Source organism: Variovorax sp. YR634 (assembly GCF_900106655.1).
Lineage (GTDB): Bacteria > Pseudomonadota > Gammaproteobacteria > Burkholderiales > Burkholderiaceae_C > Variovorax.
The window spans coordinates 17,705-41,660 of sequence record NZ_FNOL01000033.1 but is presented as its reverse complement, the minus strand read 5'-3'; the positions used below and the strand labels follow the sequence as shown (position 1 = coordinate 41,660).

At 67.2% G+C, this 23,956-nt stretch carries 21 protein-coding genes; 15 read left to right on the top strand and 6 right to left on the bottom strand.

What is annotated here, in order from left to right; translation table 11 throughout:
• Positions 1-38: 38 nt before the first annotated feature.
• On the top strand, positions 39-989 hold the full coding sequence (locus BLV60_RS31955; RefSeq protein WP_093059502.1) for a LysR family transcriptional regulator: 951 nt from the start codon (positions 39-41) through the stop codon (positions 987-989).
• Between the two features lie 7 nt (positions 990-996).
• Here the strand turns inward: BLV60_RS31955 and BLV60_RS31950 are convergent, their stop codons facing one another.
• Complete coding sequence (locus BLV60_RS31950; RefSeq protein WP_093059500.1) at positions 997-2,199, bottom strand: acetate/propionate family kinase; 1,203 nt, start codon at positions 2,197-2,199, stop codon at positions 997-999.
• Positions 2,200-2,207: 8 nt separating this feature from the next.
• The gene (xsc, locus tag BLV60_RS31945; RefSeq protein ID WP_093059498.1) at positions 2,208-4,031 is read right to left on the bottom strand and encodes a sulfoacetaldehyde acetyltransferase; all 1,824 of its coding nucleotides are present in this window, start codon (positions 4,029-4,031) and stop codon (positions 2,208-2,210) included.
• A gap of 172 nt (positions 4,032-4,203) precedes the next feature.
• Between xsc and BLV60_RS31940 the strand changes: the two genes are divergently transcribed.
• The 8 genes from BLV60_RS31940 to BLV60_RS31905 all read left to right on the top strand — a co-directional run bounded on the left by BLV60_RS31940 (position 4,204) and on the right by BLV60_RS31905 (position 13,469).
• Positions 4,204-5,022, top strand: a complete 819-nt coding sequence (locus BLV60_RS31940) for an IclR family transcriptional regulator (protein ID WP_093059496.1) — start codon at positions 4,204-4,206, stop codon at positions 5,020-5,022.
• Between the two features lie 27 nt (positions 5,023-5,049).
• Positions 5,050-6,033: an AAA family ATPase gene (locus BLV60_RS31935; protein WP_093059494.1), complete on the top strand. Its 984-nt coding sequence runs from the start codon at positions 5,050-5,052 to the stop codon at positions 6,031-6,033.
• Positions 6,030-7,766 carry a cobaltochelatase CobT-related protein gene (locus BLV60_RS31930; RefSeq protein ID WP_093059492.1) on the top strand — a complete coding sequence of 579 codons (1,737 nt, stop codon included), beginning with the start codon at positions 6,030-6,032 and terminating at the stop codon, positions 7,764-7,766. The genes BLV60_RS31935 and BLV60_RS31930 overlap by 4 nt, the downstream gene beginning before the upstream one ends.
• A 136-nt stretch (positions 7,767-7,902) precedes the next feature.
• The gene (locus BLV60_RS31925; RefSeq protein WP_093059490.1) at positions 7,903-8,715 is read left to right on the top strand and encodes an IclR family transcriptional regulator; all 813 of its coding nucleotides are present in this window, start codon (positions 7,903-7,905) and stop codon (positions 8,713-8,715) included.
• On the top strand, positions 8,712-9,701 hold the full coding sequence (locus tag BLV60_RS31920) for a tripartite tricarboxylate transporter substrate binding protein (RefSeq protein WP_093059488.1): 990 nt from the start codon (positions 8,712-8,714) through the stop codon (positions 9,699-9,701). The genes BLV60_RS31925 and BLV60_RS31920 overlap by 4 nt, the downstream gene beginning before the upstream one ends.
• Before the next feature lie 17 nt (positions 9,702-9,718).
• On the top strand, positions 9,719-11,155 hold the full coding sequence (locus tag BLV60_RS31915) for an acylating sulfoacetaldehyde dehydrogenase (protein WP_093059486.1): 1,437 nt from the start codon (positions 9,719-9,721) through the stop codon (positions 11,153-11,155).
• 2 nt (positions 11,156-11,157) lie between these two features.
• Complete coding sequence (locus BLV60_RS31910; protein WP_093059484.1) at positions 11,158-12,675, top strand: AMP-binding protein; 1,518 nt, start codon at positions 11,158-11,160, stop codon at positions 12,673-12,675.
• Positions 12,672-13,469 (top strand): sulfite exporter TauE/SafE family protein, encoded by a 798-nt coding sequence (locus BLV60_RS31905; protein ID WP_093059482.1) that lies wholly within the window; start codon positions 12,672-12,674, stop codon positions 13,467-13,469. Before BLV60_RS31910 ends, BLV60_RS31905 begins: the two co-directional genes overlap by 4 nt.
• 122 nt (positions 13,470-13,591) lie before the next feature.
• Here BLV60_RS31905 and BLV60_RS31900 read toward each other — a convergent pair whose 3' ends face one another.
• Entirely contained in the window at positions 13,592-14,359 is a 768-nt protein-coding gene (locus tag BLV60_RS31900) for a barstar family protein (RefSeq protein WP_143042665.1), read from the bottom strand.
• A 22-nt stretch (positions 14,360-14,381) separates the two neighbouring features.
• Positions 14,382-15,608, bottom strand: a complete 1,227-nt coding sequence (locus BLV60_RS31895) for a DUF2252 domain-containing protein (RefSeq protein ID WP_093059542.1) — start codon at positions 15,606-15,608, stop codon at positions 14,382-14,384.
• A 114-nt stretch (positions 15,609-15,722) separates the two neighbouring features.
• On the opposite strand from BLV60_RS31895, the gene BLV60_RS31890 reads away from it, so the two are divergent.
• Together BLV60_RS31890 and BLV60_RS31885 are read left to right on the top strand one after the other, a co-directional pair.
• Entirely contained in the window at positions 15,723-16,895 is a 1,173-nt protein-coding gene (locus BLV60_RS31890) for a hypothetical protein (RefSeq protein ID WP_256329666.1), read from the top strand.
• The gene (locus BLV60_RS31885; protein ID WP_093059540.1) at positions 16,888-17,943 is read left to right on the top strand and encodes a DNA methyltransferase; all 1,056 of its coding nucleotides are present in this window, start codon (positions 16,888-16,890) and stop codon (positions 17,941-17,943) included. The genes BLV60_RS31890 and BLV60_RS31885 overlap by 8 nt, the downstream gene beginning before the upstream one ends.
• A 16-nt stretch (positions 17,944-17,959) precedes the next feature.
• On the opposite strand, the gene BLV60_RS31880 is transcribed toward BLV60_RS31885, so the two are convergent.
• Positions 17,960-18,778, bottom strand: coding sequence for an IclR family transcriptional regulator (locus tag BLV60_RS31880; RefSeq protein ID WP_093059477.1), 819 nt, complete (start codon positions 18,776-18,778; stop codon positions 17,960-17,962).
• A 114-nt stretch (positions 18,779-18,892) separates the two neighbouring features.
• Here BLV60_RS31880 and BLV60_RS31875 point away from each other — a divergent pair, with 114 nt between their 5' ends.
• Together BLV60_RS31875 and BLV60_RS31870 are read left to right on the top strand one after the other, a co-directional pair.
• The gene (locus BLV60_RS31875) at positions 18,893-20,533 is read left to right on the top strand and encodes a GMC family oxidoreductase (RefSeq protein WP_093059475.1); all 1,641 of its coding nucleotides are present in this window, start codon (positions 18,893-18,895) and stop codon (positions 20,531-20,533) included.
• A 67-nt stretch (positions 20,534-20,600) separates the two neighbouring features.
• On the top strand, positions 20,601-21,914 hold the full coding sequence (locus tag BLV60_RS31870) for an MFS transporter (protein WP_093059473.1): 1,314 nt from the start codon (positions 20,601-20,603) through the stop codon (positions 21,912-21,914).
• Positions 21,915-21,948: 34 nt separating this feature from the next.
• Here the strand turns inward: BLV60_RS31870 and BLV60_RS34890 are convergent, their stop codons facing one another.
• Positions 21,949-22,419 carry a helix-turn-helix transcriptional regulator gene (locus tag BLV60_RS34890; RefSeq protein ID WP_093059471.1) on the bottom strand — a complete coding sequence of 157 codons (471 nt, stop codon included), beginning with the start codon at positions 22,417-22,419 and terminating at the stop codon, positions 21,949-21,951.
• Positions 22,420-22,562: 143 nt separating this feature from the next.
• On the opposite strand from BLV60_RS34890, the gene BLV60_RS31860 reads away from it, so the two are divergent.
• Together BLV60_RS31860 and BLV60_RS31855 are read left to right on the top strand one after the other, a co-directional pair.
• The gene (locus tag BLV60_RS31860; RefSeq protein WP_093059469.1) at positions 22,563-23,624 is read left to right on the top strand and encodes a class I SAM-dependent methyltransferase; all 1,062 of its coding nucleotides are present in this window, start codon (positions 22,563-22,565) and stop codon (positions 23,622-23,624) included.
• A gap of 19 nt (positions 23,625-23,643) precedes the next feature.
• A complete protein-coding gene (locus tag BLV60_RS31855) occupies positions 23,644-23,865 on the top strand; it encodes a DUF1059 domain-containing protein (protein ID WP_093059467.1) in 222 nt (73 codons plus the stop codon).
• Positions 23,866-23,956 lie beyond the last annotated feature (91 nt).

Genomic DNA, 23,956 nt, shown 5'->3' with positions numbered 1-23,956 from the left:
GCCTCGATCAAACGAAAAAGCAGAGAATATCGCTCACCATGACCGGAAAAACAGATCAGCTTCAGAGTCAGAGTCAGGCTTCGAGCCAGCGCCTGCGCCTCAACCTGCGGCAGCTGGAGGTGTTCGTCGCCACCGCGCGCGAAGGCAGCACCCGTGCCGCAGCCGACCGCATCGCGCGTTCGCAATCGGCCGCGAGCAGCGCGCTGGCCGACCTGGAGTCTTCAGTGGGCGTTTTGCTCTTCGACCGGCTCGGGCGCCGGCTGGTGCTCAACGAGAACGGCCGCGCGCTGCTGCCCAAGGCACAGGCGCTGCTCGATCAGGCGGGCGAGGTCGAGGCGCTGTTCAGCGGCGAGCATGCGGCGCCGCTGCGCGTGGCGGCCAGCTTCACCATCGGCGAGTACCTGCTGCCCGAGAAGGTGTCGCAATGGACGCACCTGCATCCGCAGAGCCAGGTGCACCTGCACATCGCGAACACGCACGACGTGATCCAGGCGGTCGCGGGCTTCGACGTGGACGTCGGCTTCATCGAAGGCCCGCAGACGCACCCCGACCTCGTGGTGCGCGCCTGGCGCGAAGACGAGCTGGTGATCGTCGCCGCGCCCAACCATGCACTGGCGGGCCGTGTCGCCACGCACAGGCAGCTGTCGCAAGCCACGTGGGTGCTGCGCGAGCATGGCTCGGGCACACGGCAGGTAACGGACGCATGGCTGATCCAGAACCTCGAGCAGGTGCGCGTGGGCTTCGAGCTGGGCAGCACCGAGGCGATCAAGCGTGTGGTGGCCTCGGGCACCGGGCTGGCGTGCCTGTCGCGCTACACGGTGGCGCAGGCGCTGGAAGACGGCCACCTGGTCGAGCTGCGCACGCGACTGCCGGCGGGCACACGGCGGCTGGCAACGGTGATGCACCGCGACAAGCTGCTGGGCCGCGCGACGGCCGACTTCCTGCGCCACTGCGGCGCCAGCGTGCCGCGCGCTTCATCGGCGCGCTAGAAAGCCCTCAGCCAGCAGCGCGCAGCACGTTCGCCGTGTGGCGCGCAATGACCGCCTCCTCGTCAGTGCGCAGCACCCACGCGCTGACAGGACTCTCGGCAGTGGTGAGCCGCGCGGCGCCGCTGCGATTAGCGGCCGCATCGACGTTCACACCCAACCATTCGCAGTCTTCGAGGATGCGCTCACGCAGCGGGGCCGCGTTCTCGCCGATGCCGCCGGTGAACACGATGGCGTCGACACCGCGCAGCGCGGCCGCGAGGCTGCCCATGTGCTGCACCACCTGCTCGGCGAAATGCCCGATGGCCTCGGCCGCAGCAGGCTCGGCCGATGCCTCCAGCGCGCGCATGTCGCTCGACACGCCCGAGATGCCGAGCAGGCCCGATTCGCGGAACAGCAGCGCCTCGACCCGGTCGGCCGACATGCCGTGCGAGCGCATCAGGTACAGCACGACGGCCGCGTCGATGTGGCCGCAGCGCGTGCCCATGGTCAGCCCGTCGAGCGGCGAGAAGGTCATGGTCGTCGCGACGGAGCGGCCCTGCGCGATGCCGCACATTGACGCACCATTGCCGAGGTGCGCGACGATCACGCGCCGCTGCGCCAGCTCGGGCGCGATGCCTGCGAACTGCGCAACGATCGATTCGTAGGAAAGGCCGTGAAAGCCGTAGCGTCGCACGCCCGCGTCATGCAGCGCACGTGGCAGCGCGAAGCGGCGGTTGACCTCGGGCTGCTCCGCATGAAAGGCCGTGTCGAAGCACGCGACCTGCGGCACACCTTCGAACGCTGCCATCGCCGCGCGCACGCCCGCAAGGTTGTGCGGCTGGTGCAGCGGAGCCAATGGCTCAAGCTTGGTGAGCGCATCGAGCACCGAGGCATCGATGCGCACCGGCGCAACGAAGTCCGCACCACCATGCACGATGCGGTGCCCGACCGCCGCGATGCGCCGGCCATCGGCCTGCTGCGCATGCCATTCGAGCAAGGCCGCAAGCGCGCCTTGATGCGAAGCCTGCGCGCCATCGAGCGCCGCATCGTGCAGCGTCTGCCCCTGGGCATCGCGCACATGCAGCCGCGCCTTCAGGCCCGCGCCGAGTCCATCCGCCTGCCCCGACCAACGCGCCGCCGGCAACGAGGCATCGCCGTCACCAGCCGCATCGAACAATGCGACTTTGATCGACGAAGAACCCGCGTTCAGCGTCAGCAACGAGTCGGTCATGGAATGGCTCAGACGTAGTCCTTGTACTTGTCGAGGAAGCGCACCGGCTTCGACAGCGCGTCGCGGCGGAAGGGGTCTCCCAACTCGCGCGTGCACATGATCTCTATCACGCAGGTCTTGCCTTCGTTCATCTGCATGTCGATGGCCTTCTTCAGCGCCGGGCCCACGTCTTCGAGCTTGTCGACCACGATGCCCTCGGCGCCCATGGCCTTGGCAATGCCTGCGAAGCTTTCGCTTTCGAGTTCGCCGGCCACGAAGCGGCGATTGTAGAAGTCGACCTGGTTCTTCTTCTCCGCGCCCCACTGCCGGTTGTGGAAGACCACGGCCGTCACCGGAATGTCGTGGCGCACGGCCGTCATGATTTCCACCATGCTCATGCCCCAGGCGCCGTCGCCGGCATAGGCCACGGCCGGACGGTCGGGCGCCGCGCACTTGGCGCCGATCATGGTCGGCAGCGAGTAGCCGCAGTTGCCGAAGCTCATCGGCGCGAAGAAGCTGCGCGGCTCCTCGAAGCGCAGGTAGCTGTTGGCAATGGCGTTGATGTTGCCGATGTCGGTCGAGACCATCACGCGCGGCGGCATGGCCTTTTCGAGTTCGCGCAGCACCTGGCGCGGGTGCAGGTAGCTGCCGCCGGTGGGCGTCTTCTCGCCCTTGGCTTCCTCGATGGCATCGAGGCTGAACTGGTCGCGCTCGTGGGTCCACTCGTCGAGCTCTTTTTCCCACGCAGCTTTTTCGGCCTTGATCTTCGCGGCGCGCTCGGCCTTGCTGGCATCGCAGGCCAGCGTCTTGCCCTGCAGGCGCTTGAGCAGTTCCTTGGCCGTGGCCTTGGCGTCGCCGTGGATGCCCACGGTGATCTTCTTCACGAGGCCGAGGTTGGTGTGGTCGGCCTCGACCTGGATGATCTTCGCGTCCTTCGGCCAGTAGTCCATGCCGTGCTGCGGCAGCGTGCCGAAGGGGCCCATGCGCGAACCGAGCGCGAGCACCACGTCGGCCTGCGCGATGAGCTTCATCGCGGCCTTGGAGCCCTGGTAGCCCAGCGGGCCGGCCCACAGCGGGTGGCTCGCGGGGAAGGAGTCGTTGCGCAGGTAGCCGTTGGCCACCGGCGCACCCAGGCGCTCGGCCAGTGCCTGGCACTCGGCCACCGCATCGCCCATGACCACGCCGCCGCCCGAGAGAATGACCGGAAACTTCGCCGAAGCCAGCAGTTCGACGGCAGCGTTCAGGCTGTTCTCGCCGCCCGCGCCCCGCTCGACGCGCATCGGCTTCGGGATCTCCGTGGTGATCTCGCCGTAGAAGTAGTCGCGCGGAATGTTCAGCTGCGTGGGGCCCATCTCGGAGATGGCGCGGTCGAAGCAGCGCGCCGTGTACTCGGCCATGCGCTTGGGGTTGTTCACGTGGCCCTGGTACTTGGTGAACTCCTGGAACATCGGCAGCTGGTTGGCCTCCTGGAAGCCGCCGAGGCCCATGCCCATGGTGCCGGTCTCGGGCGTGATCATCACGACCGGGCTGTGCGCCCAGTAGGCGGCCGCAATGGCCGTCACGCAATTGCTGATGCCGGGGCCGTTCTGGCCGATCACGAGGCCGTGACGGCCCGACACGCGCGCATAGCCGTCGGCCATGTGGGCGCCGCCCTGCTCGTGCACCACCGGAATCAGCCGGATGCCGGCGGGCGCGAAGATGTCCATCGCATCCATGAAGGCCGAGCCCATGATGCCGAAGATGTCGGTCACGCCGTTGGCGACCATGGTCTCGACGAAGGCCTCGGAGGGCGTCATCTTCTGCACGCCGGTGACGGCTTCGCGTGTGGGTGCTGCGGGTTGCTTCTGGCTCATGGAAGGCGTCTCCTGAAGGAAAGTGGGCAGTGGTTGCGCGTCAAAAGTCGGAACTTCTCGTTCCGGATTTCATTCCGGCGGAATATAGGTCGGCATCGCCGCGGCGTCAAACAATTTACAAAAATCGGAACGTATTGTCTTGTTTTTCGTAAAAAGAATATAATCCGGCCCCATGAAGATCGTCAAAGGCCTCTCACCGGAAGCGCAGGAACCGGCGGGCGACACGCCCACCATGCGCCTGTTCGCGCTGCTCGAAGTCATGGCCGCGAAAGACCAGCGCTACTCGCTGCAGGGCCTGGTGGAAGAAACCGGCCTGCCAAAACCCACGCTGCACCGCATGCTCCAGCAGCTCGAAGGCGCGGGGCTGCTGCAGCGCGAAGGCGACGGCCGGCACTACGGCATCGGCACGCGGCTGCGGCGGCTGGCCGAGAACCTGCTGCTCAACGACAGCCTGCACGGTGCGCGCCACACGGTGCTGCGCCAGCTGGTGGAAGAGATCGGCGAGAGCTGCAACCTCACCGCCCTTTCGGGCAGCGAGGTCGTGTACCTCGACCGCGTGGAAACCGCCGCGCCGCTGCGCTTCTACCTGCACTCGGGTTCGCGCGTGCCGGTGCACTGCTCGGCCAGCGGCAAGATCTTTCTTTCGCAGATGAGCGCGGCTCAGCGCCGCCGGTTGCTGTCGAACGCGCCGCTGGAGCCCTACACGCCCCGGACGCTGACCGACCCCGAGGCGCTGGAGAAGGAAGTGCAGCGCGTGCGCAAGGACGGCTACGCCATCGACCATGAAGAGTTCCTGCCGGGCCTGCTGTGCATCGCCACGCTGGTGCCTTCGGGCGACGACGCGCCTTCCAACCTGTGCATCGCTGTACAGGCGCCGGTGATGCGTCTCGACGCCGCCAAGGCGAAGACGCTGCTGCCCGCCCTGCAACGCGCCGCACAGGCGCTGAGCCGCATCGATGCCGACGCGGCCTCCGATCGCGCGCAGGCCTGAAGAACCTCACATTCCCCGAAAGCCGCCATGACCGATACCGCCGACCTTCGACCCGACCGGATGCTCAGCGTGCGCGATGTGTTCGGCATCGACACCGACCTGCGGGTGCCAGCCTTCAGCGAACGTGACGACCACGTGCCCGAGGTCGACGCGGTCTACCGCTTCAACCCCGACGTGACGCTCGCCATCCTCGCGGGCTTCACGCGCGACCGGCGCGTGATGGTGCAGGGCCTGCACGGCACCGGCAAGTCGACGCACATAGAGCAGGTGGCGGCGCGGCTGAACTGGCCCTGCGTGCGGCTCAACCTCGACGGCCACATCAGCCGGCTCGACCTCGTCGGCAAGGACGCAGTGGTGCTGCGCGAAGGCAAGCAGGTCACCGAGTTCCAGGAAGGCATCGTGCCGTGGTCGCTGCAACGCCCCGTGGCGCTGGTCTTCGACGAGTACGACGCGGGCCGGCCCGACGTGATGTTCGTCATCCAGCGCATCCTGGAGCGCGACGGAAAGTTCACGCTGATGGACCAGAACAAGGTGCTGCGGCCGCACCCCTTCTTCCGCCTGTTCGCCACCGCCAACACGGTGGGCCTGGGCAACCTCAACGGCCTGTACCACGGCGCGCAGCGGCTCAACCATGCGCAGATCGACCGCTGGAACATCGTGGCCTCGCTCAACTACCTGCCGGCCGATGAAGAGATCGCCATCGTGCAGGCGCGCGTGCCATCGTTGGCCGACGAGGCGGGCACGAAGCTGGTCGCGTCGATGGTGGCGGTGGCCGACCTCACTCGCAAGGGCTTCGCGGCGGGCGACCTCTCTACGCTGATGTCGCCACGCACCGTGATCACCTGGGCAGAGAACATCGAGATCTTCAAGGACCCGGCGCTGGCGTTTCGCCTGTCCTTCGTCAACAAGTGCGACGACGCCGAGCGGCCCCTGGTCGCCGAATACTTCCAGCGCTGCTTCGACCGCGAACTGAAGGAGTCGCACCAGCTCTCTGAAGGCCCGCGCGAATGAATGCCGAACCCGCGAGCGCGATGCAGCGTCGCGTGCGGCAAGAAGAACAGGTCGCGGAGCTTTGCGCGGGCGTGGTGCGCGCCTTCAGCGGCGAGCGCGACCTGCACTTTCGCGGCCGGCGGCTGCACCGTGGCCGCGTGGCGCTGCCGTGGTTTGCGCCGCACCTGCATCCCTCGCCCGACACCGACGACTTCGCTTCGTTCCGTGGCGTGGCCGACGGGCTCGCGCTGCGGCTCACCGAATCGGACGCAGCACTGCACGAAAGCCTGCGCCCCGAAGAGCCGGTCGAACGCATGCTGTTCGAAATGCTCGAGCAGTTCCGCGTCGAGGCGATGGCGCCCGAAGTCATGGCCGGCATGCGGCACAACCTGCGGCACCGGCACGAACAGTGGTCGCTCGCCTTTCATCACTCGGGCCTGACCGACACCGCGCGCGGGCTGCTGCTGTACGCTGTGGCGCAGATCTGCCGCGCCCGCGTCAGCGGCCAGCAGGTGGTGGAAGAAACCGAAGACATGCTCGAAGCCACGCGCTTCGCGCTCGCACCGCTGATCGGCCATGCGCTGGCAGGTTTGCGCAAGGACCGCGCCGACCAGGCCGCCTACTCAGTGCACGCCCGTGCCATCGCGCGCACCGTCGCCGCGATGCTGCACGAAGCCGATGAAAAAGGCAGCAACGCCGCGCGCGACCCGCATGTGGACGACAAGCGCAGCGTGTTCAGCCTCGTGGCCGACATGGACCAGGAGATCGTCGAGCGCTTCACCACCGCCGAGTCGGGCCGCAGCGCGGTGCTCGACGACGCAGGTGGCGCCTACCGCGTCTTCTCCAACGCCTACGACCGCGAACACGACGCCGCCACGCTCGCGCGCAAGGAAGTGCTCGCCGACCACCGCGAGAAGCTCGATCGCCGCATTGCCGCGCAGGGAGTGAACATCGCCCGCCTCGCGCGTGAGCTGCGCGCCCTGCTGGCCGAGCCCGAGCGCGACGGCTGGGACGGTGCCCAGGAAGAAGGCCTGATCGACGGCCGCCGCCTCGCGCAGCTCGTGGCCTCGCCTACCGAGCGCCGCCTGTTCCGCACCGAGCGCATGGAGCCGGTGGCCGACTGCATCGTCACCTTTCTCATCGACTGCTCGGGCTCGATGAAGGAGCATGCCGAGTCGGTCGCGATGATGGCCGACGTGTTCGCGCGTGCGCTCGAACAGGCCGGCGTGACCAGCGAGGTGCTGGGCTTCACCACCGGCGCGTGGAACGGCGGACGCCCGCAGCGCGAATGGGTGCGCGCCGGCCGGCCACCGCATCCGGGCCGGCTCAACGAGCGCTGCCACCTTGTCTTCAAGAGTGCTGCTACGCCATGGCGGCGTGCACGCCCCGCAATGGCGGCTCTGCTGAAAGCCGACCTGTTCCGCGAAGGCATCGATGGCGAGGCCATCGACTGGGCGTGCATGCGGCTGCGCCAGCGCAGCGAGGCGCGCAAGCTGCTGCTCGTGATTTCCGACGGCTCGCCGATGGACAGCGCCACGCATCTGGCCAACGACGCGCACTACCTCGACCACCACCTGCGCGACGTGGTCGCGCGCCAGGAGCAGCGCGGCGACATCGCTATTGCGGGCATCGGCGTGGGCCTCGACCTGAGCCCCTACTACAGCCGCAGTCACGTGCTCGACCTGGCCACCTCCAGCGGCAACACCATCTTCCGCGAGGTGATCGAACTCATGGCCGGGCGCCATCGCCGCTGAGGCCTGCAACCTGAGACGTTTGGCATTACATCCAAGTCCCTGATTGACAAAGGGCACCCAGCGTTCTTACATTGCGTTTCACATCCGAGAACGCAGTTCCAATATTTGGAACATCGGATATCCCATAGAAAGCCTCATGGACTCCACGCTTGCCAAGGGCCTCGCCGCCATCGAATGGATGGTGCGCCAACAGCGCGACTGCCGCGTCACCGAACTGGCCCAAGCCTTTGGCATGGCACGCAGCAATGCGCACCGCACGCTGCAGACGCTCGTCGAATGCGGCTGGGCCGTGCAAGACCCGGACACGAGCGCCTACCGGCCAAGCCTGCGGCTGTTCGAGCTGGGGGCCATGGTGTCCGATGCATCGGACATCGGCGCGCTGCTGCGGCCCCACCTCGCGCTGCTGGCACAAGCCACGGGCGAGACCATCCACCTCGCAGTGCTGGACGACGCCGAGATCGTCTACCTCGACAAGTTCGACAGCCCGCTGCCCGTGGCCGCGTACTCACGCATCGGCGGCCGGGCGGCGGCGTACTGCGTGGCCTCGGGCAAGGCGCTGCTCGCTGCGGCCGCGCTCGACGTGCCGGCGCTGCAGGAGCGGCTGGGCACGCTGGTCGCGCACACGAAGAACAGCATCACCGACTTCGACGCCCTCTTCAGCGAACTGGAACGCTCGCGCGCACGCGGCTATGCCGAGAACCGCGAGGAATGGCGCATCGGCGTCTGCGGCCTCGGCGTGCCCGTGCTCAATGCGCGCGGCGAAGCTGTGGCGGCCGTCGGCATGAGCGTGCCCTCGATCCGCTTTGCGCGCACACAGGCACGCGGGCTGGCAGATCACCTGATGGCCTGCGCGCGCGACGCCAGCGTCACGCTGGGCTATCGCTTGAACGCCGCACCGGCCGCGCCGTTGCCGTCGACGCCCATCACAAAGAGAAGGAGATCGGAATGAAGTTGTTCTTCGCCCCCTGGCTGCACGCCGGGCTGCTGGCTCTCGCCGCCTTGTCGTCGCCCTTCGCCGCACAGGCGCAGAACGGCAGCGACTACCCGACGAAGCCGATCCGCCTGATCGTGCCCTACCCGCCCGGCGGCGGCACCGACGTGATTGCGCGCATCGTGCAGGAGCGCTTTCAAACGCTGCTGGGCCAGCCGGTGCTGATCGACAACCGCGGTGGCGCAGCCGGCTCCATCGGCACCGAGGTGGTTGCCAAGTCGGCGCCCGACGGCTACACGGTGCTGTTCACGCTGTCTTCGCACACCATCAACCCGGCCATCTACGCCAAGCTGAGCTTCGACACCGCGAAAGACTTCGCTCCGGTCGGCATGGTCGCCTCGCTGCCGCAGATCCTGGTGGCCAACACGCAGTTCGCGCCCAACACCGTGGCCGAACTCATCGCGCTGGCCAAGGCCAAGCCCGACAGCGTCGCCTTCGCCTCGGTGGGCAACGGCTCGCCCGGGCACCTGGCGGGCGAACTGCTGAAGCTGCGCACCGGCACGCACATGACGCACATTCCCTACCGCGGCGGCGGCCCGGCCGTGACCGACGTGATGGGCGGGCAGGTGCCGCTGCTGTGGGTGTCGATTCCGGCGGCCGCGCAGTTCGTGAAGGCAGGCAAGCTCAAGGCACTCGCAGTGTCCACCACCAAGCGCAGCGCGGCCTTCCCCGACGTGCCGACGATGCAGGAAGCCGGCGTGCCCGACTTCGACGTGGACTCGTGGTACGCCGTGTTCGTGCCCGCGAAGACGCCGCAGCCCGCCATCGACAAGCTCAACCGCGTGATCAACACGGTGGTGAAGGAACCGGACATCCGCGACAAGCTGCTCGCACAGGGCAGCGAAGGCGTCGGCGGCACACCCGAGCAACTCGGCAAGGTCGTCACCACAGAACTCGTGCGCTGGCAAAAGCTCGCCAAGGAAGCCAGCATCAAAGTCGATTGATCGACACGGACAGACTCATGGAAAACGCAGCCCCCTCTTCCCCCATCGCCGAACTCGTGGCGCGCGCACGCGCCGCGCAGCGCATCTACGAAACCTGGTCGCAGGCACAGGTCGACACCGCCGTGGTCGCGGCCGGCTGGGCCATCATCGAGCCGGCGCGCAACCGCGAACTGGCCGAACTGGCCGTGGCTGCCACCGGCGTGGGCAACGTCGAGGACAAGGTGCGCAAGAACCACCGCAAGACCTTCGGCCTGTTGCGCGACCTGCACGGGGCGCGCTCGGTCGGCGTGATCGCAGAAGACCCGGCACGCGGCATCGTCGAAATTGCGCGGCCCGTGGGCGTGGTGTGCGCCGTCACGCCATCGACCAACCCGGGTGCCACGCCGGCCAACAAGATCATCAATGCGCTCAAGGGGCGCAACGCGGTCATCGTCGCGCCATCGCCCAAGGGCTGGTCAACGGCGGCGCGGCTCATCGAATTCATCCACCAGCAGTTCGACCGCATCGGCGCGCCGCGCGACCTGGTGCAACTGCTGCCCTCGCCGGTCAACAAGCAATCGACCGCCGAGCTGATGCGCCTGTGCGACCTTGTGGTTGCAACCGGCTCGCAGGCCAACGTGCGCGCGGCCTATGCGAGCGGCACGCCGGCCTTCGGCGTGGGCGCGGGCAACGTGGCGGGCATCGTCGACGAAACGGCGGACATCGCCGCGGCCGCAGACCGCATCGTGCGTTCGAAGACTTTCGACAACGCGACCAGTTGCTCGTCGGAAAACAGCCTCGTCATCATCGACGCAGTGCGCGCGCAGACGCTCGCCGCGCTGAAAGACCGCGGCGCCGTCATGCTCGCCGACGCGCAGAAGGCCACGCTGCAGGCGCTGATGTGGCCCGAAGGCAAGCTCTCGCCCGCCGTCATCGGCCAGTCGGCACGCACCATCGCCGAGCGAGCGGCCGCCATCGACGGCGCCAACCGCGCCGCCTGGCTGGCAATTGCCGATGCCGATCCGCGCATCCTCATGGTGGCCGAAGACGGCGTGGGCCACGACCATCCGTTCTCGGGCGAGAAGCTGAGCCCGGTGCTCGCGGTGTATGCGGCGCGCGACTTCGCGCACGCCATGGCCACCGTCGAACGCATCTACGCGTACGAAGGCGCGGGCCACTCGGTGGGCCTGCACAGTGCGGTGCCCGAACGCGCGCTCACGCTGGGCCTCACGCTGCCGGTGTCGCGCGTCATCGTCGACCAGGCGCACTGCATTGCCACCGGCGGCAGCTTCGACAACGGCCTGCCGTTCTCGCTGTCGATGGGCTGTGGCACCTGGGGCAAGAACAACTTCTCGGACAACATGAACTACCGCCACTACCTGAACATCACGCGCGTGTCACGGCCGATTCCGGAGAAGGTGCCGAGCGAGGAAGAAATCTTCGGCGCCTTCTTCGCCGAGCACGGCGCGAAGTAAGCATGACGGCGGCTGCAACAACGGTTCATGCGCTGATCGAGCAACAGGCGCGGCAGCAGCCGCACGCGGTGTATGCCCGCGCCACCGAGACCGAACGCCACCTGGGCTACGGCGAGCTCGCGACCGGTTGCCGCCGCGTGGCGGCCGTACTGCACGGCCTCGGCATGCAGCCCGGCGACACGGTGTCCGTCGTCATGCCCAACGGCCTGCAGACCCTGCGGCTGCTGCTGGGCGCGATGCACGGCGGCTTCTGCGTGAACCCGGTCAACCTGCTCTCGCAGCCGGAGCAGATGCGCTATGTGCTCTCGCACTCCGACTGCCGCGTGGTCTGCGTTGCGCCCGAGTGGGAAGAGCGTGTGCGCGGCATCGTCGAAGGCTTCGACCGGCCCGTGACGCTGGTCGTGGTCGACCCCGAAGGCGATGCATTGCCCGACGAGGAAGAACCGGCCGTCGACACACCGCCGCCCTCGCCCGATGCCGTCGCGCTGCTGATGTACACCTCCGGCACCACGGGCATGCCCAAGGGCGTGATGCTCACGCAGCGCAACCTCGCGGCAAACGCGCACGCCATCAGCGTCGAGCACGCGCTGCGCCCCTCCGACCGTGTGCTCGCCGTGCTGCCGCTGTATCACATCAACGCCTTTGCCGTGACCATGCTCGCGCCGCTCGCGCACGGCGGCAGCCTGGCGATGCCACCGAAGTTCTCGGCCGGCCGCTTCTGGGAGCAGGCCACGCAAACGCAGTGCAGCTGGATCAACGTGGTGCCCACCATGATCTCGTACCTGCTCGAAGGCCCGAAGCCGCCGCTGGCGCAGACGCTGGCCATCCGCTTCTGCCGCTCGGCCTCGGCCGCGCTGCCGCCCGAGCACCTGCGTGCGTTCGAGCGGATGTTCGGCATCGGCATCGTCGAAACCATGGGCCTCACCGAGACGGCCGCGCCTTCGTTCTCCAACCCCATGGACCCGGCCGCGCGCAAGCTCGGTTCGGTGGGCCGCGCGTCGGGCTGCATGGCCGGCGTGGTCGATGCCACGCTCGCAGCCGTACCCACCGGCGTGACCGGCGAGATCGTGATCCGCGGGCCCAACGTGATGCTCGGCTACTACAAGAACGAGGAAGCCACCCGCGCAAGCTTCACGCCCGATGGCTGGCTGCGCACCGGCGACCTCGGCCATCGCGACGAAGACGGCTTCTTCTTCGTCACCGGCCGCATCAAGGAGCTGATCATCAAGGGCGGCGAGAACATCGCGCCGCGCGAGATCGACGAAGCCCTGCTGCAACATCCCGCCGTGCTCGAAGCCGCTGCCGTGGGCGTACCCGACCGCCACTACGGTCAGGAGATCGGCGTGTGCATCGTGCTGCGCGAAGGCTGCGCCTGCACCGAAGACGAGCTGCGCGAGTTCAGCGCCACCACGCTCGGCCGCTACAAGGCGCCCGGCCACTACCGCTTCGTGCAAGACCTGCCACGCGGCCCCTCTGGAAAGGTGCAGCGCCTGAAGCTGTTGCCGCTTTTCGAGGCATGACGGCGGCTGAACTGCTGGTGCCGCCGCTGGCGCCGGTAACGCTGGTCTACAGCCTGTGCGTAGTGTTCGCCGCCGGCATCGTGCGCGGCTTCGCGGGCTTCGGCTTCTCGGCCGTCACCGTGGCGGGCATGTCGCTGGTGGTGTCACCCGCGCTGGTCGTGCCCGCGATCTTCATGCTCGAAATCCTGGCAAGCCTGAGCCAGCTGCGCGGCATCGCGCGCGATGTCGACATGCCTTGGCTCAGCTGGCTGATGCTGGGCAACCTGATCTGCATTCCCATCGGCGTGGCGCTGCTCGCATGGCTGCCCGAGACGCCGCTGCGCCTGCTGATCGGCGCGCTGCTGATGGCGGCCGCGCTGCTGCTGCGCGGCGGCGCGCACGTCACGCTGGTGCCCACGCGCGGCGTGCGGCTGGCGGCAGGGCTGGCCTCTGGCTTCATCAACGGCGTGGCGGCCATTGGCGGCATCGCTATCGCGGTGTTGCTCAGCACCGCGAAGATGGCACCGGCCGCGCTGCGGGCCACGCTGATTGCGCTGCTGCTGTTCAGCGACGTGGTGTCGCTGATCTGCGCGGCGCTGATGCCTTCTTCAACCCACGCGTCCGGCAACCTGCTGGGGCCGGACACCCTCAAGTGGGCGCTGTGGCTGGCACCGGCGATGCTTGCCGGCATCTGGTACGGACAGCGCTCGTTCAAGGGGGTTTCGCCGGAGCAGTTCAGGAGGCATGTGCTGAACCTGCTGATTGCGCTGGCGCTGGTGAGTGTGGTGCGGTCGGTGGTGGGTCTGATCGGGTGAGCCATCCCCCTCACGGGCGCGGAAATGCTCAGGTGCCGAACGGGTAGATGCGTCAGCCGCCCGGTGCAGGCGAAGTCCGGACCACGCCTAGTTTCAACGGCCTCGCTGTAAACCCTCCAGCTTTAACACGCCGTGCTCAGACGAGCTCCGGCCTCAATGACGATCTGCTTGAAGACAGTGGCGTAGTCTGGTCTGCCCGTAGTTCGCGCAAGGAACGCGTCAAACCCAGCCTCGTCCGGAATACAGAACAGGATGCGCTCGGGTTGGTTGGCTCTCAGCACTTCCTCGAAGGCATCGAGGTTGCTGTTACCCGCATAACCCCAATCACCAAAGAGCGCTTCCCCCAGATGGCAATAAAAGTCTTCTATTGCTTGCAGCCCTGTCACGCTCAGCACCACACGCTCTGTTACCAGTACCTGCCGCCAGTTTCGAGATGCAGCCAACTTCATGCAGGCCTCGATCCACGAGGGCCTGTACAACGGATTCAGCGCACGCCACCCAACGGGAACGCCGCCCAGCCAAGCATCCAGGATAAGAGCAAGCGGCATGCGGGCCCAGCCAACCGAGATGAGCCAATGGTGACGCGTTCCCGCGCGATGCAGCAGTTGCTTGCAATGGATTCCCGCGACGTCCACCTCGATATCACCGATGACTCTGCAGATCGTGTAGACAGCCCCCTCTCTCAACGCCGGGCAGTTTTTCGGCGCCTCCATGCCTTCGATGACAAGGAGCAAGTCTTCGGTCTCGGTGCCTTCTTTTTCGATACACCCGTCGGGCAGCCCCTCGACCGAATCAAAGAATAGGACGATGTCGTCGCCATTCGACTCGCTCCGCAAGCAGTATTTCTTTTCAGGCAGAGGCTTTGAGGGCTTGGGCGCGTTGTCAGTCATTGAGTTCATAGGAGTAGCACGGCTAGGGCTTCGCCTTCGCAGGCACTATCGCCCCCGCGTCATAAGCCTCGCTGTAGACCTCCCAGTCACTCTCGACCTGCGCCGCGCACTGGTGCGCCGCATCCAGCAGATCGCGCCGCCACGACTTCGCCGAAGCGCCGAAGTCGACCAACGCATCCGCGATGGCCGAGCCCTGGCGCCCCGAGCTGCGCAGGTGCGCCCAGGCCATCATCTGCCCCATCTCCCCGATCACGTCGCGGACCTGGTCGAGCCCGGTGTGACGCACGTCGAGGGTCACCCGGTCTTCGCTGGGCTGCAGGTCGCGCAGCACGTAGGAAGACTTGCCATCGACGATCGGGTGCAGGAAGGCCATCGACACGGCCTGCATGCGGCGCTGCAGCCCCACGATGCGGTGCGCATTCGACTGCCATGAGGGCTGCTTGATCTTCTTCAGGTGCGGCACTAACGACGACACGGGCGCCTGCTTCAGGTCGAGCAGGTAGTTGCCGTCGGGCGATCCCTTGCCTTTGACGAGGACAACATAGCGCTCCACGCCCAGGCTGCCAGTGCCGGCGATGCGCCGCGCCACGTCGAGCACCTTGAAGAAGTCGGGGTTGTCATGCGTTGCCGCGAATGCGCCGATCAGATTCTTCGCCCGTTCGCGCCCGACCTTGTCGACTGGCAACGCATGCTCGCCGTCGCGCAGGATGCTTCGGCGACCGTTCTTCCGTTCGGTGCGCTTGTTCAGGAAATCGGGGCGGCTGCGGGCCTTGAGTTTCGCGAGCAGTTCATGGATCAGGCCACTGGCTGTGTCGCGCTCCACCCAGCGGGCCTTGCCGAGCGCCAATGCGCCGGCATAGCCTTCAAGAAACACCTTGCACAGCGCATTCGCATCGTCGCGCGAGGCGCGCAGGCTGTCGCCGGCCACCAGGATGCTCGTGAGGAAGCGCACCAGTTCCCACGTTACCGGCGCGAGGGCCGCTTCGTCGAAGTCGTTGAGATCGAAGTACGCGAGCCGGTTGTCACCCTTGTAGCTGCCGAAGTTCTCCAGATGGGCGTCGCCGCACAGCCATGCCGTCGGTGCCTTGCTGGTGAACAGCGCATCGGCCGGCAGGCGGTCGTAGAACAGGTGGCAGGTACCGCGCAGGAAGACAAACGGACTGGAGCGCAGCTTCTCGTACTTCATCGCCAGGCGCTCGGGGTCGCGACCGGCGTTGAAGTTGCGGATGGTTTTGACGACATTCGCCATGGCGTTGCTTCTCCCGTTGGTGAGCGGCAGATTCTCGTTCAACGCGCGCAGCGCAGTGTCGTATCGTTGCGGGTGCATCGACTCCTGGCTCCTCCGCCCGACATGCCTTCCGCAATGCCTTCCGACAGTGCCACGCGCGCCCTCACCGTCCCCATGGACAGCGTGGCCGTCGCCGACCTGCCACGCAGCGCGAGTTCCCCGTTCTTCGAGCGCCTTCGCACCGCTGCCGCACAGGTCAACCTGCGTGCGCCCGACCCACGGCAGGCGGCGCGCTGGCACTCGCACACCATTGGCGGTGTCCGGCGGCGCCTTGCGCAACCCCTGACCTTCACGCCCTATGCGGCCGTTCAGCCATGCTCGGCGCGCTGCGGCTTCTGCTCGGAAAATCTTCGCAAGACCTATGGCGGTGTGCCGGCCTCCCGGCTGCGGCCCGACGGCACGTACTTCGACGGTCTTGCCCGTGCGCTTCGGGCCTTGCGCGGCGTGCCGCTCTCGTGGTCGCTCTCGGGCCTGGAGACCAGCGACGACGCCGGCTGGATGCTGCAACTGCTGGCCACGCTGGCCGCGGCCGAAGCAAGCGACGGCCCGCGCGTCGAAGACCGCGTGCTGTACACCAACGGTGCCGGCTTTGCCAAGGCAGGCGGCGCCACTCTGACGCGTGCGCTGCAAGACTTCGGACTGAGCTGGCTCGAACTGTCCCGCCACCACCACGAAGGTGCAACCAACCAGGCCATCATGCGTTTCAGGCCCGGTCTGGAAATCAGCGATCAGGCGGTGTTCGAACGCACCGCGCGGCAACTGGCCGATACGATGCCGTTGCGCCTGGTGTGCATTCTTCAGCGCAGCGGCGTCGCACAGCCACGGGACGTTTCGGCCTACCTCTCGTGGGCGCAGCAGCACTGCGGCGCCGGCACCGTCGTCTTCCGTGAGTTCTCCCGGCTCGACGGCAACTACCGGGACAACGCCACGGCGCGCTACCTGCACGCCCAGCGGGTGCCAATGGACGCGCTGTTGACAGCCTGCCTCGACGACGCCGCCGTCTCGCGCGGATGGACTGTCGAGAGCCTGACCGAGGGCTACTACTTCTGGAACCTGCGCCTGCGCACCGCGAATGGCCTGTCCGTGATCTTCGAGAGTTCCGACTACGGCGCCATGCACGCGCGCCATGCGACCGAAGACATCTACAAGCTGGTCTACTTTCCCGATGGACGGCTGTGCGCCGGCTGGGAGCCCGGGCGCGACGTGCTGCTCGACACCCGTTCGATGCAGGAGCATGCCGATGCCTAGCCACAGCTGGCTGATGCTCGACCACGAGTCGCCGCTCCACCGCCTGCCCGACGACCTGCGTGCGCGCGACCCGCTGGGCGCGCGCGACTGCGGATGGGTCGAGCAGATGACGCCGTTCGTGCGCCAGTTCTCGCAGCGCGGCGACACGGTCTTCGATCCCTTCGCGGGCTTTGGCACGACCTTGCTTGCGACGCGCCTGGAAAACCGGCTGGCGGCAGGCTGCGAAATCGACGCGGACCGCATCCAGCTCATACGCGAACGGCTGACGCGCCACGGCATCGGCGACAGTGACATCACCCTGCTGCACGGCTCATGCGACACGCTCGACACCACCGCGCTGCTGCCCTTCGAGCTTTGCCTTACCAACGTGCCCTATTTCGGATGCCAGTGGTCGGGCGCCTCCACGGCTTCGCAGCTCTACGACAGCCGCAGCTATGCGCAGCACCTGGAGGGCCTGCGCAACGTGTTCCACGCCGTTCGCACGCGCTTGCGCGAAGGCGGCCATTGCATTGCGATGGTGCAGAACATTCGCCTCGGCGATCGCGTGCTGCCCCTGGCCTTCGACCTCGCGCGCATCCTCGGTGCGCTCTTCACCATGGAAGAAGAGCGTGTGCTGATCTATCCGCATGAGAGCGAAGCGACTGCCGTCAGCGAAGCTTTCCCAGCGCGCACGGATCGCCGCCACGAATACGCGCTGGTGTTTCGCAAGCAGCGCGCGCGCATCGACCTGCAGGGCACAGCCCGGTTGCTCGACGCCCTCCGCGCACAGGGCCATGTCTTCACCCTGATCGGCAGCTTCGCGCGATGGCTGCACGACCCGCAAGGCACACCGCCGGCCGATGCGGACATTCGCGTCGACCCCGATCCACAGCGCCTGGATGCGCTGTTGCATGAACTGCGCAACCAGGGCTTCGCGCTGACGAGCTGGGACGAACCCGTCGCCCTTCCCCTTCATTTCGAGAGCTACCGCGGGCGCTATTACTTCCGCGCGGAAAGAATCGACAGCGACGGCGCCATGGTGAGGCTGGACATCGGCTACGAAGAGTAAGAGCAGGCCGACAAGCTCAGAGCAGCCCGCTCATCTTCTCCGCCGCCGCCTTCAGCGCATCGATGCGCTTCACTGCATCGTCCATCGACATGCGCGCGGTCGGCGCATGCACCGCGAGCGCGGCGCGCACCGCGCCCGCCGCATCGCACACCGGCACGGCCACGGCCACCAACCCGGCGATGAACTCTTCGCGGTCGCACGAGTAACCACTCTTCGCAACCGCCTCGCACTCGGTGCGCAGCGCAGCGGCCTTGGTGATGGTGTTGGCCGTCATGCGTTCCAGCGGCAGCTTGTCGATGAGCGCATCGCGTTCCTTCTTCGGCATCTGCGCGAGAAACAACTTGCCGCTGGCGGTGCAGTGCAGCGGCACGTGCGAGCCCACGTCGAGCGTCAGCCGCAGCGGCCATTGCGCTTCGACGCGGTCGAGGTAGAGCACCTGCGCGCCGTCGAGCGTGGTGAGGTTGCAGGTTTCGCCCACCTGGCGCACCAGTTCCGACAGCACCTCGTGCCGCAGCCCGCGCACCACGCCGTGGTTCAGCGTGTCGAAGGCGAGCTTGCGCAGCGCGGGGCCGACACTGAAGGAGCGCTCGTCCACGTCGCGCGCCAGGAAGCCCGTGGCCAGCAACTGGGTGCAGATGCGGTGCGCGGTGCCCTTGGGCAGGCCGAGCTGCGCGGCCAGTTCAGCGAGCGTGAGCGCGCGGCCTTCGTTGGCCAGCAGCGCCAGCAGGCGCAGGCTGCGCTCGGCCGACGAACCGGAGCCGGAAGCGGACTCCGCCTCCTCCGGAGAAATCACTGCGGGGATCACTGCGGCGGGCGTGCGCGCGGAACGGGGCATGCGGGTAAACCTTAAAAATGGAACATTGCGTTCCGAAAATCATTAGCCTAGGATGCGGCCGAGCGAAGCGATTGTTCCACTCCCGGACCCCACAGGCCCCTACAGGACCCCTTCATGCCTGAAGAAGAGTTCGACTACATCGTCGTCGGCGCCGGCTCGGCCGGCTGCGTGCTGGCCGGCCGGCTGAGCGAAGACCCGGCCGCGCGCGTGCTGCTGCTCGAAGCAGGGCCCGCCGACCGCTCGCTGTGGATCCACCTGCCCATCGGCTACGGCAAGACGATGTGGAGCCCCACCTACAACTGGCGCTTCGAGACCGACCCAGACCCGAACATGAACGGCCGGCGCATCTACTGGCCGCGCGGCAAGACGCTGGGCGGATCGAGCGCGATCAACGGGCTGATCTACATCCGCGGCCAGCGCGAGGACTACGACCACTGGGCCGCACTGGGCAACGCCGGCTGGGGCTACGACGACGTGCTGCCCTACTTCATCAAATCAGAAGGCAACCGGCGCGGCGGCGACGCCTTCCACGGCGGCAACGGCCCGCTGAGGGTTTCGGACATCGCCGCGAAGCACGAGCTGATCGAGGCCTTCATCGACGGCGCCGGGCAGACAGGCGTGCCGCGCACCGACGACTTCAACGGCGCCGCGCAGGAAGGCGCGGGCTACTACCAGCTGACCACGCACAGGGGCTGGCGCTGCAGCACGGCCAAGGCCTACCTGACGCCGGCCGTGAAGCGCCGCCCCAACCTGCGCATCGAGACCGAGGCGATGGCGCAGAAGCTGGTGTTCGATGGCCAGCGCGCCGCCGGTGTCACGTACCGGCAAGGCGGCGAGCTGAAGACCGCGCGCTGCCGCGCCGAGGTGCTGCTGTCGGCCGGCTCGATCCAGTCGCCGCAGCTGCTGCAGCTCTCGGGCATCGGGCCGCGCGCGCTGCTCGATCGTTTCGGCATCCCGGTGATGCACGAGCTGCCCGGCGTCGGCGAGAACCTGCAGGACCATCTTCAGATTCGCCTGGGCTACGAATGCACCAAGCCCATCACCACCAACGACCAGCTCAACTCCTGGTTCGGCCAGATGGGCATGGGGCTGGAATGGCTGCTTCACCGCACCGGCCCGCTGGCGGTGGGCATCAACCAGGGCGGCTGCTTCATGCGTGCGCTGAAGGATGAAAGCGGCAACCCGATGGCAGCCACGCCCGACATCCAGTTCCACGTGGCCACGCTCTCGGCCGACATGGCGGGCGGCAAGGTGCATCCGTACTCGGGCTTCACGATGTCGGTGTGCCAGCTGCGGCCCGAGTCGCGCGGCCACGTGCGCATCCGCTCGCTCGACGCGGCCGAACCCCCGGAGATGCAGCCGAACTATCTCGCCACCGAGCTCGACCGCGCGACCACCGTGGCCGGCGTGAAGGCCGCGCGCGCGATTGCCGATTCACCCGCAATGCGCCCCTACGTGAAGCGTGAGGTGAAGCCCGGCCCCGATGCCGCGAGCGACGCCGACCTGCTGGAGTTTTGCCGCAACAACGGCGCCACCATCTTCCATCCCACCGGCACCTGCCGCATGGGCAGCGATGCGCTCGCCGTGGTCGATGCGCGCCTGCGCGTGCACGGCGTGGCGGGCCTGCGCGTGATCGACTGTTCGGCGATGCCGACGCTGGTGTCGGGCAACACCAACGCACCCGCCGTGATGATGGCTGAGAAAGCCGTCGACCTGATCAGAGAGGACGCGAGAGCGGCAGCAGCCGCGCACTGAGTTTTTTGTTTTTTGCAAACCCAAGGCCCGCAGAGGCCGCCACGACAACCTCATCGGAGACAACGACATGAGCGCAAGCGACGAGAAAGCGATTCGCAGGGTGGTGGTCTCGGCCCTGGTGGGCGCCACCATCGAGTGGTATGACTTCTTCCTGTACGGCGTGGTGGCCGGCATCGTGTTCAACAAGCTCTACTTTCCGGGCAGCGACCCGGTGGTGTCGACCTTGCTGGCGTACACGACCTTCGCGGTGGGCTTCGTCACGCGGCCGCTGGGCGGCGTGATCTTCGGCCACTTCGGCGACAAGATCGGCCGCAAGAGCATGCTCATCATCACGCTGATGATCATGGGCGTGGCCACCTTCCTCATAGGGCTGGTGCCCACCTATGCGCAGATCGGCATCGCGGCGCCGCTGCTGCTCTTGCTGCTTCGCGTGGCGCAGGGCATCGGCCTGGGCGGCGAATGGGGCGGCGCGGTGCTGATGGCATACGAATACGCGCCGAAGGAAAAGCGCGGCTTCTATGCCTCGCTGCCGCAGATCGGGCTGGCCATCGGCCTGTGCCTGGCCTCCGGCGTGGTGGCGCTGCTGTCGTCGCTGCTCACCGACGAGCAGTTCCTGGCCTGGGGCTGGCGCATCGCCTTTCTCATCTCCGGCGCGATGGTGATGGTGGGCATGTACATCCGCCTGCACGTGAAGGAAACGCCCGAGTTCGCGGCCGTGAAGGCGCGCAACGCCGAGCTGCGCATTCCGTTCATGGACATGATCCGGCGCTACCCGGGCAATGTTCTGAAGGGCATGGGCGCGCGCTACATCGACGGCGTGTTCTTCAACATCTTCGGCGTGTTCTCCATCAACTACCTCACGACCACCATCAAGATCAGCCGCACCGAAGCGCTGCTGGGCGTGATGGCCGCTGCTGTGGTGATGTGCTTTGCCATTCCCTTCTTCGGGCGCATGTCTGACCGGCTGGGGCGGCCGCGGGTGTACATGTGGGGTTCGCTCATTACTGCGGTGTCGGCGTTCCCGGGCTTCTGGCTCATGACGCACAGCGGCGGCAACGTGATGCTGATCTGGCTGTCGATCATCGTGCCCTTCGGCATCCTGTATGCATCTGTGTACGGGCCCGAGGCTGCTTTGTTCTGCGACCTGTTCGATGCGAAGGTGCGCTACACGGGCATCAGCTTCGTCTACCAGTTCTCGGGCATCTTCGCCTCGGGCATCACGCCGATCATCGCGACCGCGCTGCTCAAGTCTGGCGGCGGCGAGCCGTGGCAGATCTGCCTGTACGTGCTGTTCGCAGGCGTGGTGTCGGCGGTGTGCGCGTGGATGATCGGGCGGTCTGCCTCGCCGGCCGATGCGCCGGTGGCGGTGGCCTCGCGCTGACGGCGAGGGCCGGCCGGCCCCGGCTGCTCCTTCCCTACGGGCTCCTGTCCATGCCGAGCGCACGCATCACGGCCGCCGTGCGCGTCTCGACGCCCAGCTTCACGTACACATGCTCCAGGTGCTTGTGCACGGTGCGTGGGCTTATCTCCAGCAAGGCGGCGATCTCGGCATCGGTCTTTCCGCGCGAGAGCCAGTGCATGACGTCGCCCTCGCGGGGCGTGAGGCCGGCAGGCGGTGCTTCGGGCAACGGCGCCTCGGCGCGGCAGGCCAGCCGGTACAGGAAGGCAACCGCCACCGCGTGCTCCAACCCCGCGCGCCGGTAGTAGTCGGCCTGCAGCGCAGCGCGGCGGAATTCGCGCCGGCCCGGCGACTTTGTTGCGATGCGGTGGGTTGCGCGCAAGCCATCGTTGCCGGCGCCGTGATGCCGCACGGGCGAATGCCCGGACTCCAGTTGCGCCAGCAGGCGAAGTGCGCTCGCGCGATTGTTGCGCGTCAGGTTCGTCATGGCATGCCCCTTTCACGGTGCATACGCATTGCTGCGTATGGCGCCTGCACGCATCGAGACGCAGGATGCTTGCAGGCCCTTTGCCGCGAACAGTATAGGCAGGCGGGGGGCGCGCGGGCCGCCCACCGGCGAAGGAGATACACATGGCTATCGACGAAACACGGCTTAACGCGTTCATGGGTAACTTCGTCCACGACATCGGCGCCGTGATGCACGCGGCAACCATCGTCGTCGGCGACCAGCTCGGCCTGTACAAGGCGCTGGCCGAAGGCCCCTCCACCGCGGAGGCACTGGCCCGCCGCACCGAGACCGATCCGCGCTACCTGCGCGAATGGCTCTCGGCCCAGGCCGCCAGCGGCTACGTCGAGTACGACCCCAAAGGCGAGCTGTTCTCGCTGACCGAGGAACAGGCCTTCGCGCTCGCCGAGGAAGGCAGCCCGGCCTTCGTGCCCGGCGCCTTCCAGATCGCGGTGGCGCAGTTCAAGATCATTCCCAAGATGGTCCAGGCCATGCGCACGGGCCTGGGCATCGGCTGGCACGAGCACGATGCGGCCCTCTTCCATGGCACCGAGCGCTTCTTCCGGCCCGGCTACGCGGCCAACCTGGTGAGCCAGTGGATCCCGGCGCTCGAAGGCATCGAGCCCCTGCTGAAGCGCGGCGCGCGCGTGGCGGACGTGGGCTGCGGGCACGGTGCATCGACGCTGCTGATGGCGCAGGCCTATCCCGAGTCCAGCTTCGTCGGCTTCGACTATCACGCGCCTTCGATCGAACGTGCCCGCGAAACGGCACGCAAGGCCGGTGTCGACGATGAAAAGCGCCTGCGCTTCCAGGTCGCGAGCGCCAAGGATTTCCCCGGAGAAAACTACGACCTCGTCGCGGTCTTCGACTGCCTGCACGACATGGGCGACCCCGTCGGCGCGGCGGCGCACGTGCGGCGCAGCCTGAAGCCGCAGGGCACCTGGATGATCGTCGAGCCCTTTGCCAACGACCGGCTGGAGGACAACATCAACCCCGTAGGGCGCGTGTTCTATTCGGCCTCGAGCTTCATCTGCACGCCGGCCTCGCGCTCGCAGGAAGTGGGCCTCTGCCTGGGTGCGCAGGCCGGCGAAGCGCGCCTTCGCGAGGTGGTCACGCAAGGCGGCTTCTCGCACTTCCGCCGCGCCAGCGAGACCCCGTTCAACCTGATCTTCGAAGCACGTCCGTAAGGACATTCCAGGAGCCACCATGTCACGCCAATACATCGACTGCCGCGAGTATCCGAGCACGACGAACTGCAGCGTCGCGCTATCTGCCGACTCCGAGAGCGAACTGCTCGATGCTGCCGTGCAGCACGCCGTGGCCGTCCACGGCCATGCCGACACGCCGGAATTGCGCACGCAGCTGGCAAGCCTGTTCAAGACCGGCACGCCGCCGCTGCAGGCGCCCGCGCAGAAGGTGCCCGCCTGACGATCCTGCACGGCGATGAATACCTTCGGGTGCTTTCGATGAGCGCCCGTCGATGAAATCCGGGTAACCCGGTTGAGCGTTGCCCTGCCCG

Coding starts and splice junctions, on each gene's coding strand:
- BLV60_RS31955 (WP_093059502.1), top strand. CDS start 39: ATGACCGGAAAAACAGATCAGCTTCAGAGTCAGAGTCAGGCTTCGAGC.
- BLV60_RS31950 (WP_093059500.1), bottom strand. CDS start 2,199: ATGACCGACTCGTTGCTGACGCTGAACGCGGGTTCTTCGTCGATCAAA.
- xsc (WP_093059498.1), bottom strand. CDS start 4,031: ATGAGCCAGAAGCAACCCGCAGCACCCACACGCGAAGCCGTCACCGGC.
- BLV60_RS31940 (WP_093059496.1), top strand. CDS start 4,204: ATGAAGATCGTCAAAGGCCTCTCACCGGAAGCGCAGGAACCGGCGGGC.
- BLV60_RS31935 (WP_093059494.1), top strand. CDS start 5,050: ATGACCGATACCGCCGACCTTCGACCCGACCGGATGCTCAGCGTGCGC.
- BLV60_RS31930 (WP_093059492.1), top strand. CDS start 6,030: ATGAATGCCGAACCCGCGAGCGCGATGCAGCGTCGCGTGCGGCAAGAA.
- BLV60_RS31925 (WP_093059490.1), top strand. CDS start 7,903: ATGGACTCCACGCTTGCCAAGGGCCTCGCCGCCATCGAATGGATGGTG.
- BLV60_RS31920 (WP_093059488.1), top strand. CDS start 8,712: ATGAAGTTGTTCTTCGCCCCCTGGCTGCACGCCGGGCTGCTGGCTCTC.
- BLV60_RS31915 (WP_093059486.1), top strand. CDS start 9,719: ATGGAAAACGCAGCCCCCTCTTCCCCCATCGCCGAACTCGTGGCGCGC.
- BLV60_RS31910 (WP_093059484.1), top strand. CDS start 11,158: ATGACGGCGGCTGCAACAACGGTTCATGCGCTGATCGAGCAACAGGCG.
- BLV60_RS31905 (WP_093059482.1), top strand. CDS start 12,672: ATGACGGCGGCTGAACTGCTGGTGCCGCCGCTGGCGCCGGTAACGCTG.
- BLV60_RS31900 (WP_143042665.1), bottom strand. CDS start 14,359: ATGACTGACAACGCGCCCAAGCCCTCAAAGCCTCTGCCTGAAAAGAAA.
- BLV60_RS31895 (WP_093059542.1), bottom strand. CDS start 15,608: ATGGCGAATGTCGTCAAAACCATCCGCAACTTCAACGCCGGTCGCGAC.
- BLV60_RS31890 (WP_256329666.1), top strand. CDS start 15,723: ATGCCTTCCGACAGTGCCACGCGCGCCCTCACCGTCCCCATGGACAGC.
- BLV60_RS31885 (WP_093059540.1), top strand. CDS start 16,888: ATGCCTAGCCACAGCTGGCTGATGCTCGACCACGAGTCGCCGCTCCAC.
- BLV60_RS31880 (WP_093059477.1), bottom strand. CDS start 18,778: ATGCCCCGTTCCGCGCGCACGCCCGCCGCAGTGATCCCCGCAGTGATT.
- BLV60_RS31875 (WP_093059475.1), top strand. CDS start 18,893: ATGCCTGAAGAAGAGTTCGACTACATCGTCGTCGGCGCCGGCTCGGCC.
- BLV60_RS31870 (WP_093059473.1), top strand. CDS start 20,601: ATGAGCGCAAGCGACGAGAAAGCGATTCGCAGGGTGGTGGTCTCGGCC.
- BLV60_RS34890 (WP_093059471.1), bottom strand. CDS start 22,419: ATGACGAACCTGACGCGCAACAATCGCGCGAGCGCACTTCGCCTGCTG.
- BLV60_RS31860 (WP_093059469.1), top strand. CDS start 22,563: ATGGCTATCGACGAAACACGGCTTAACGCGTTCATGGGTAACTTCGTC.
- BLV60_RS31855 (WP_093059467.1), top strand. CDS start 23,644: ATGTCACGCCAATACATCGACTGCCGCGAGTATCCGAGCACGACGAAC.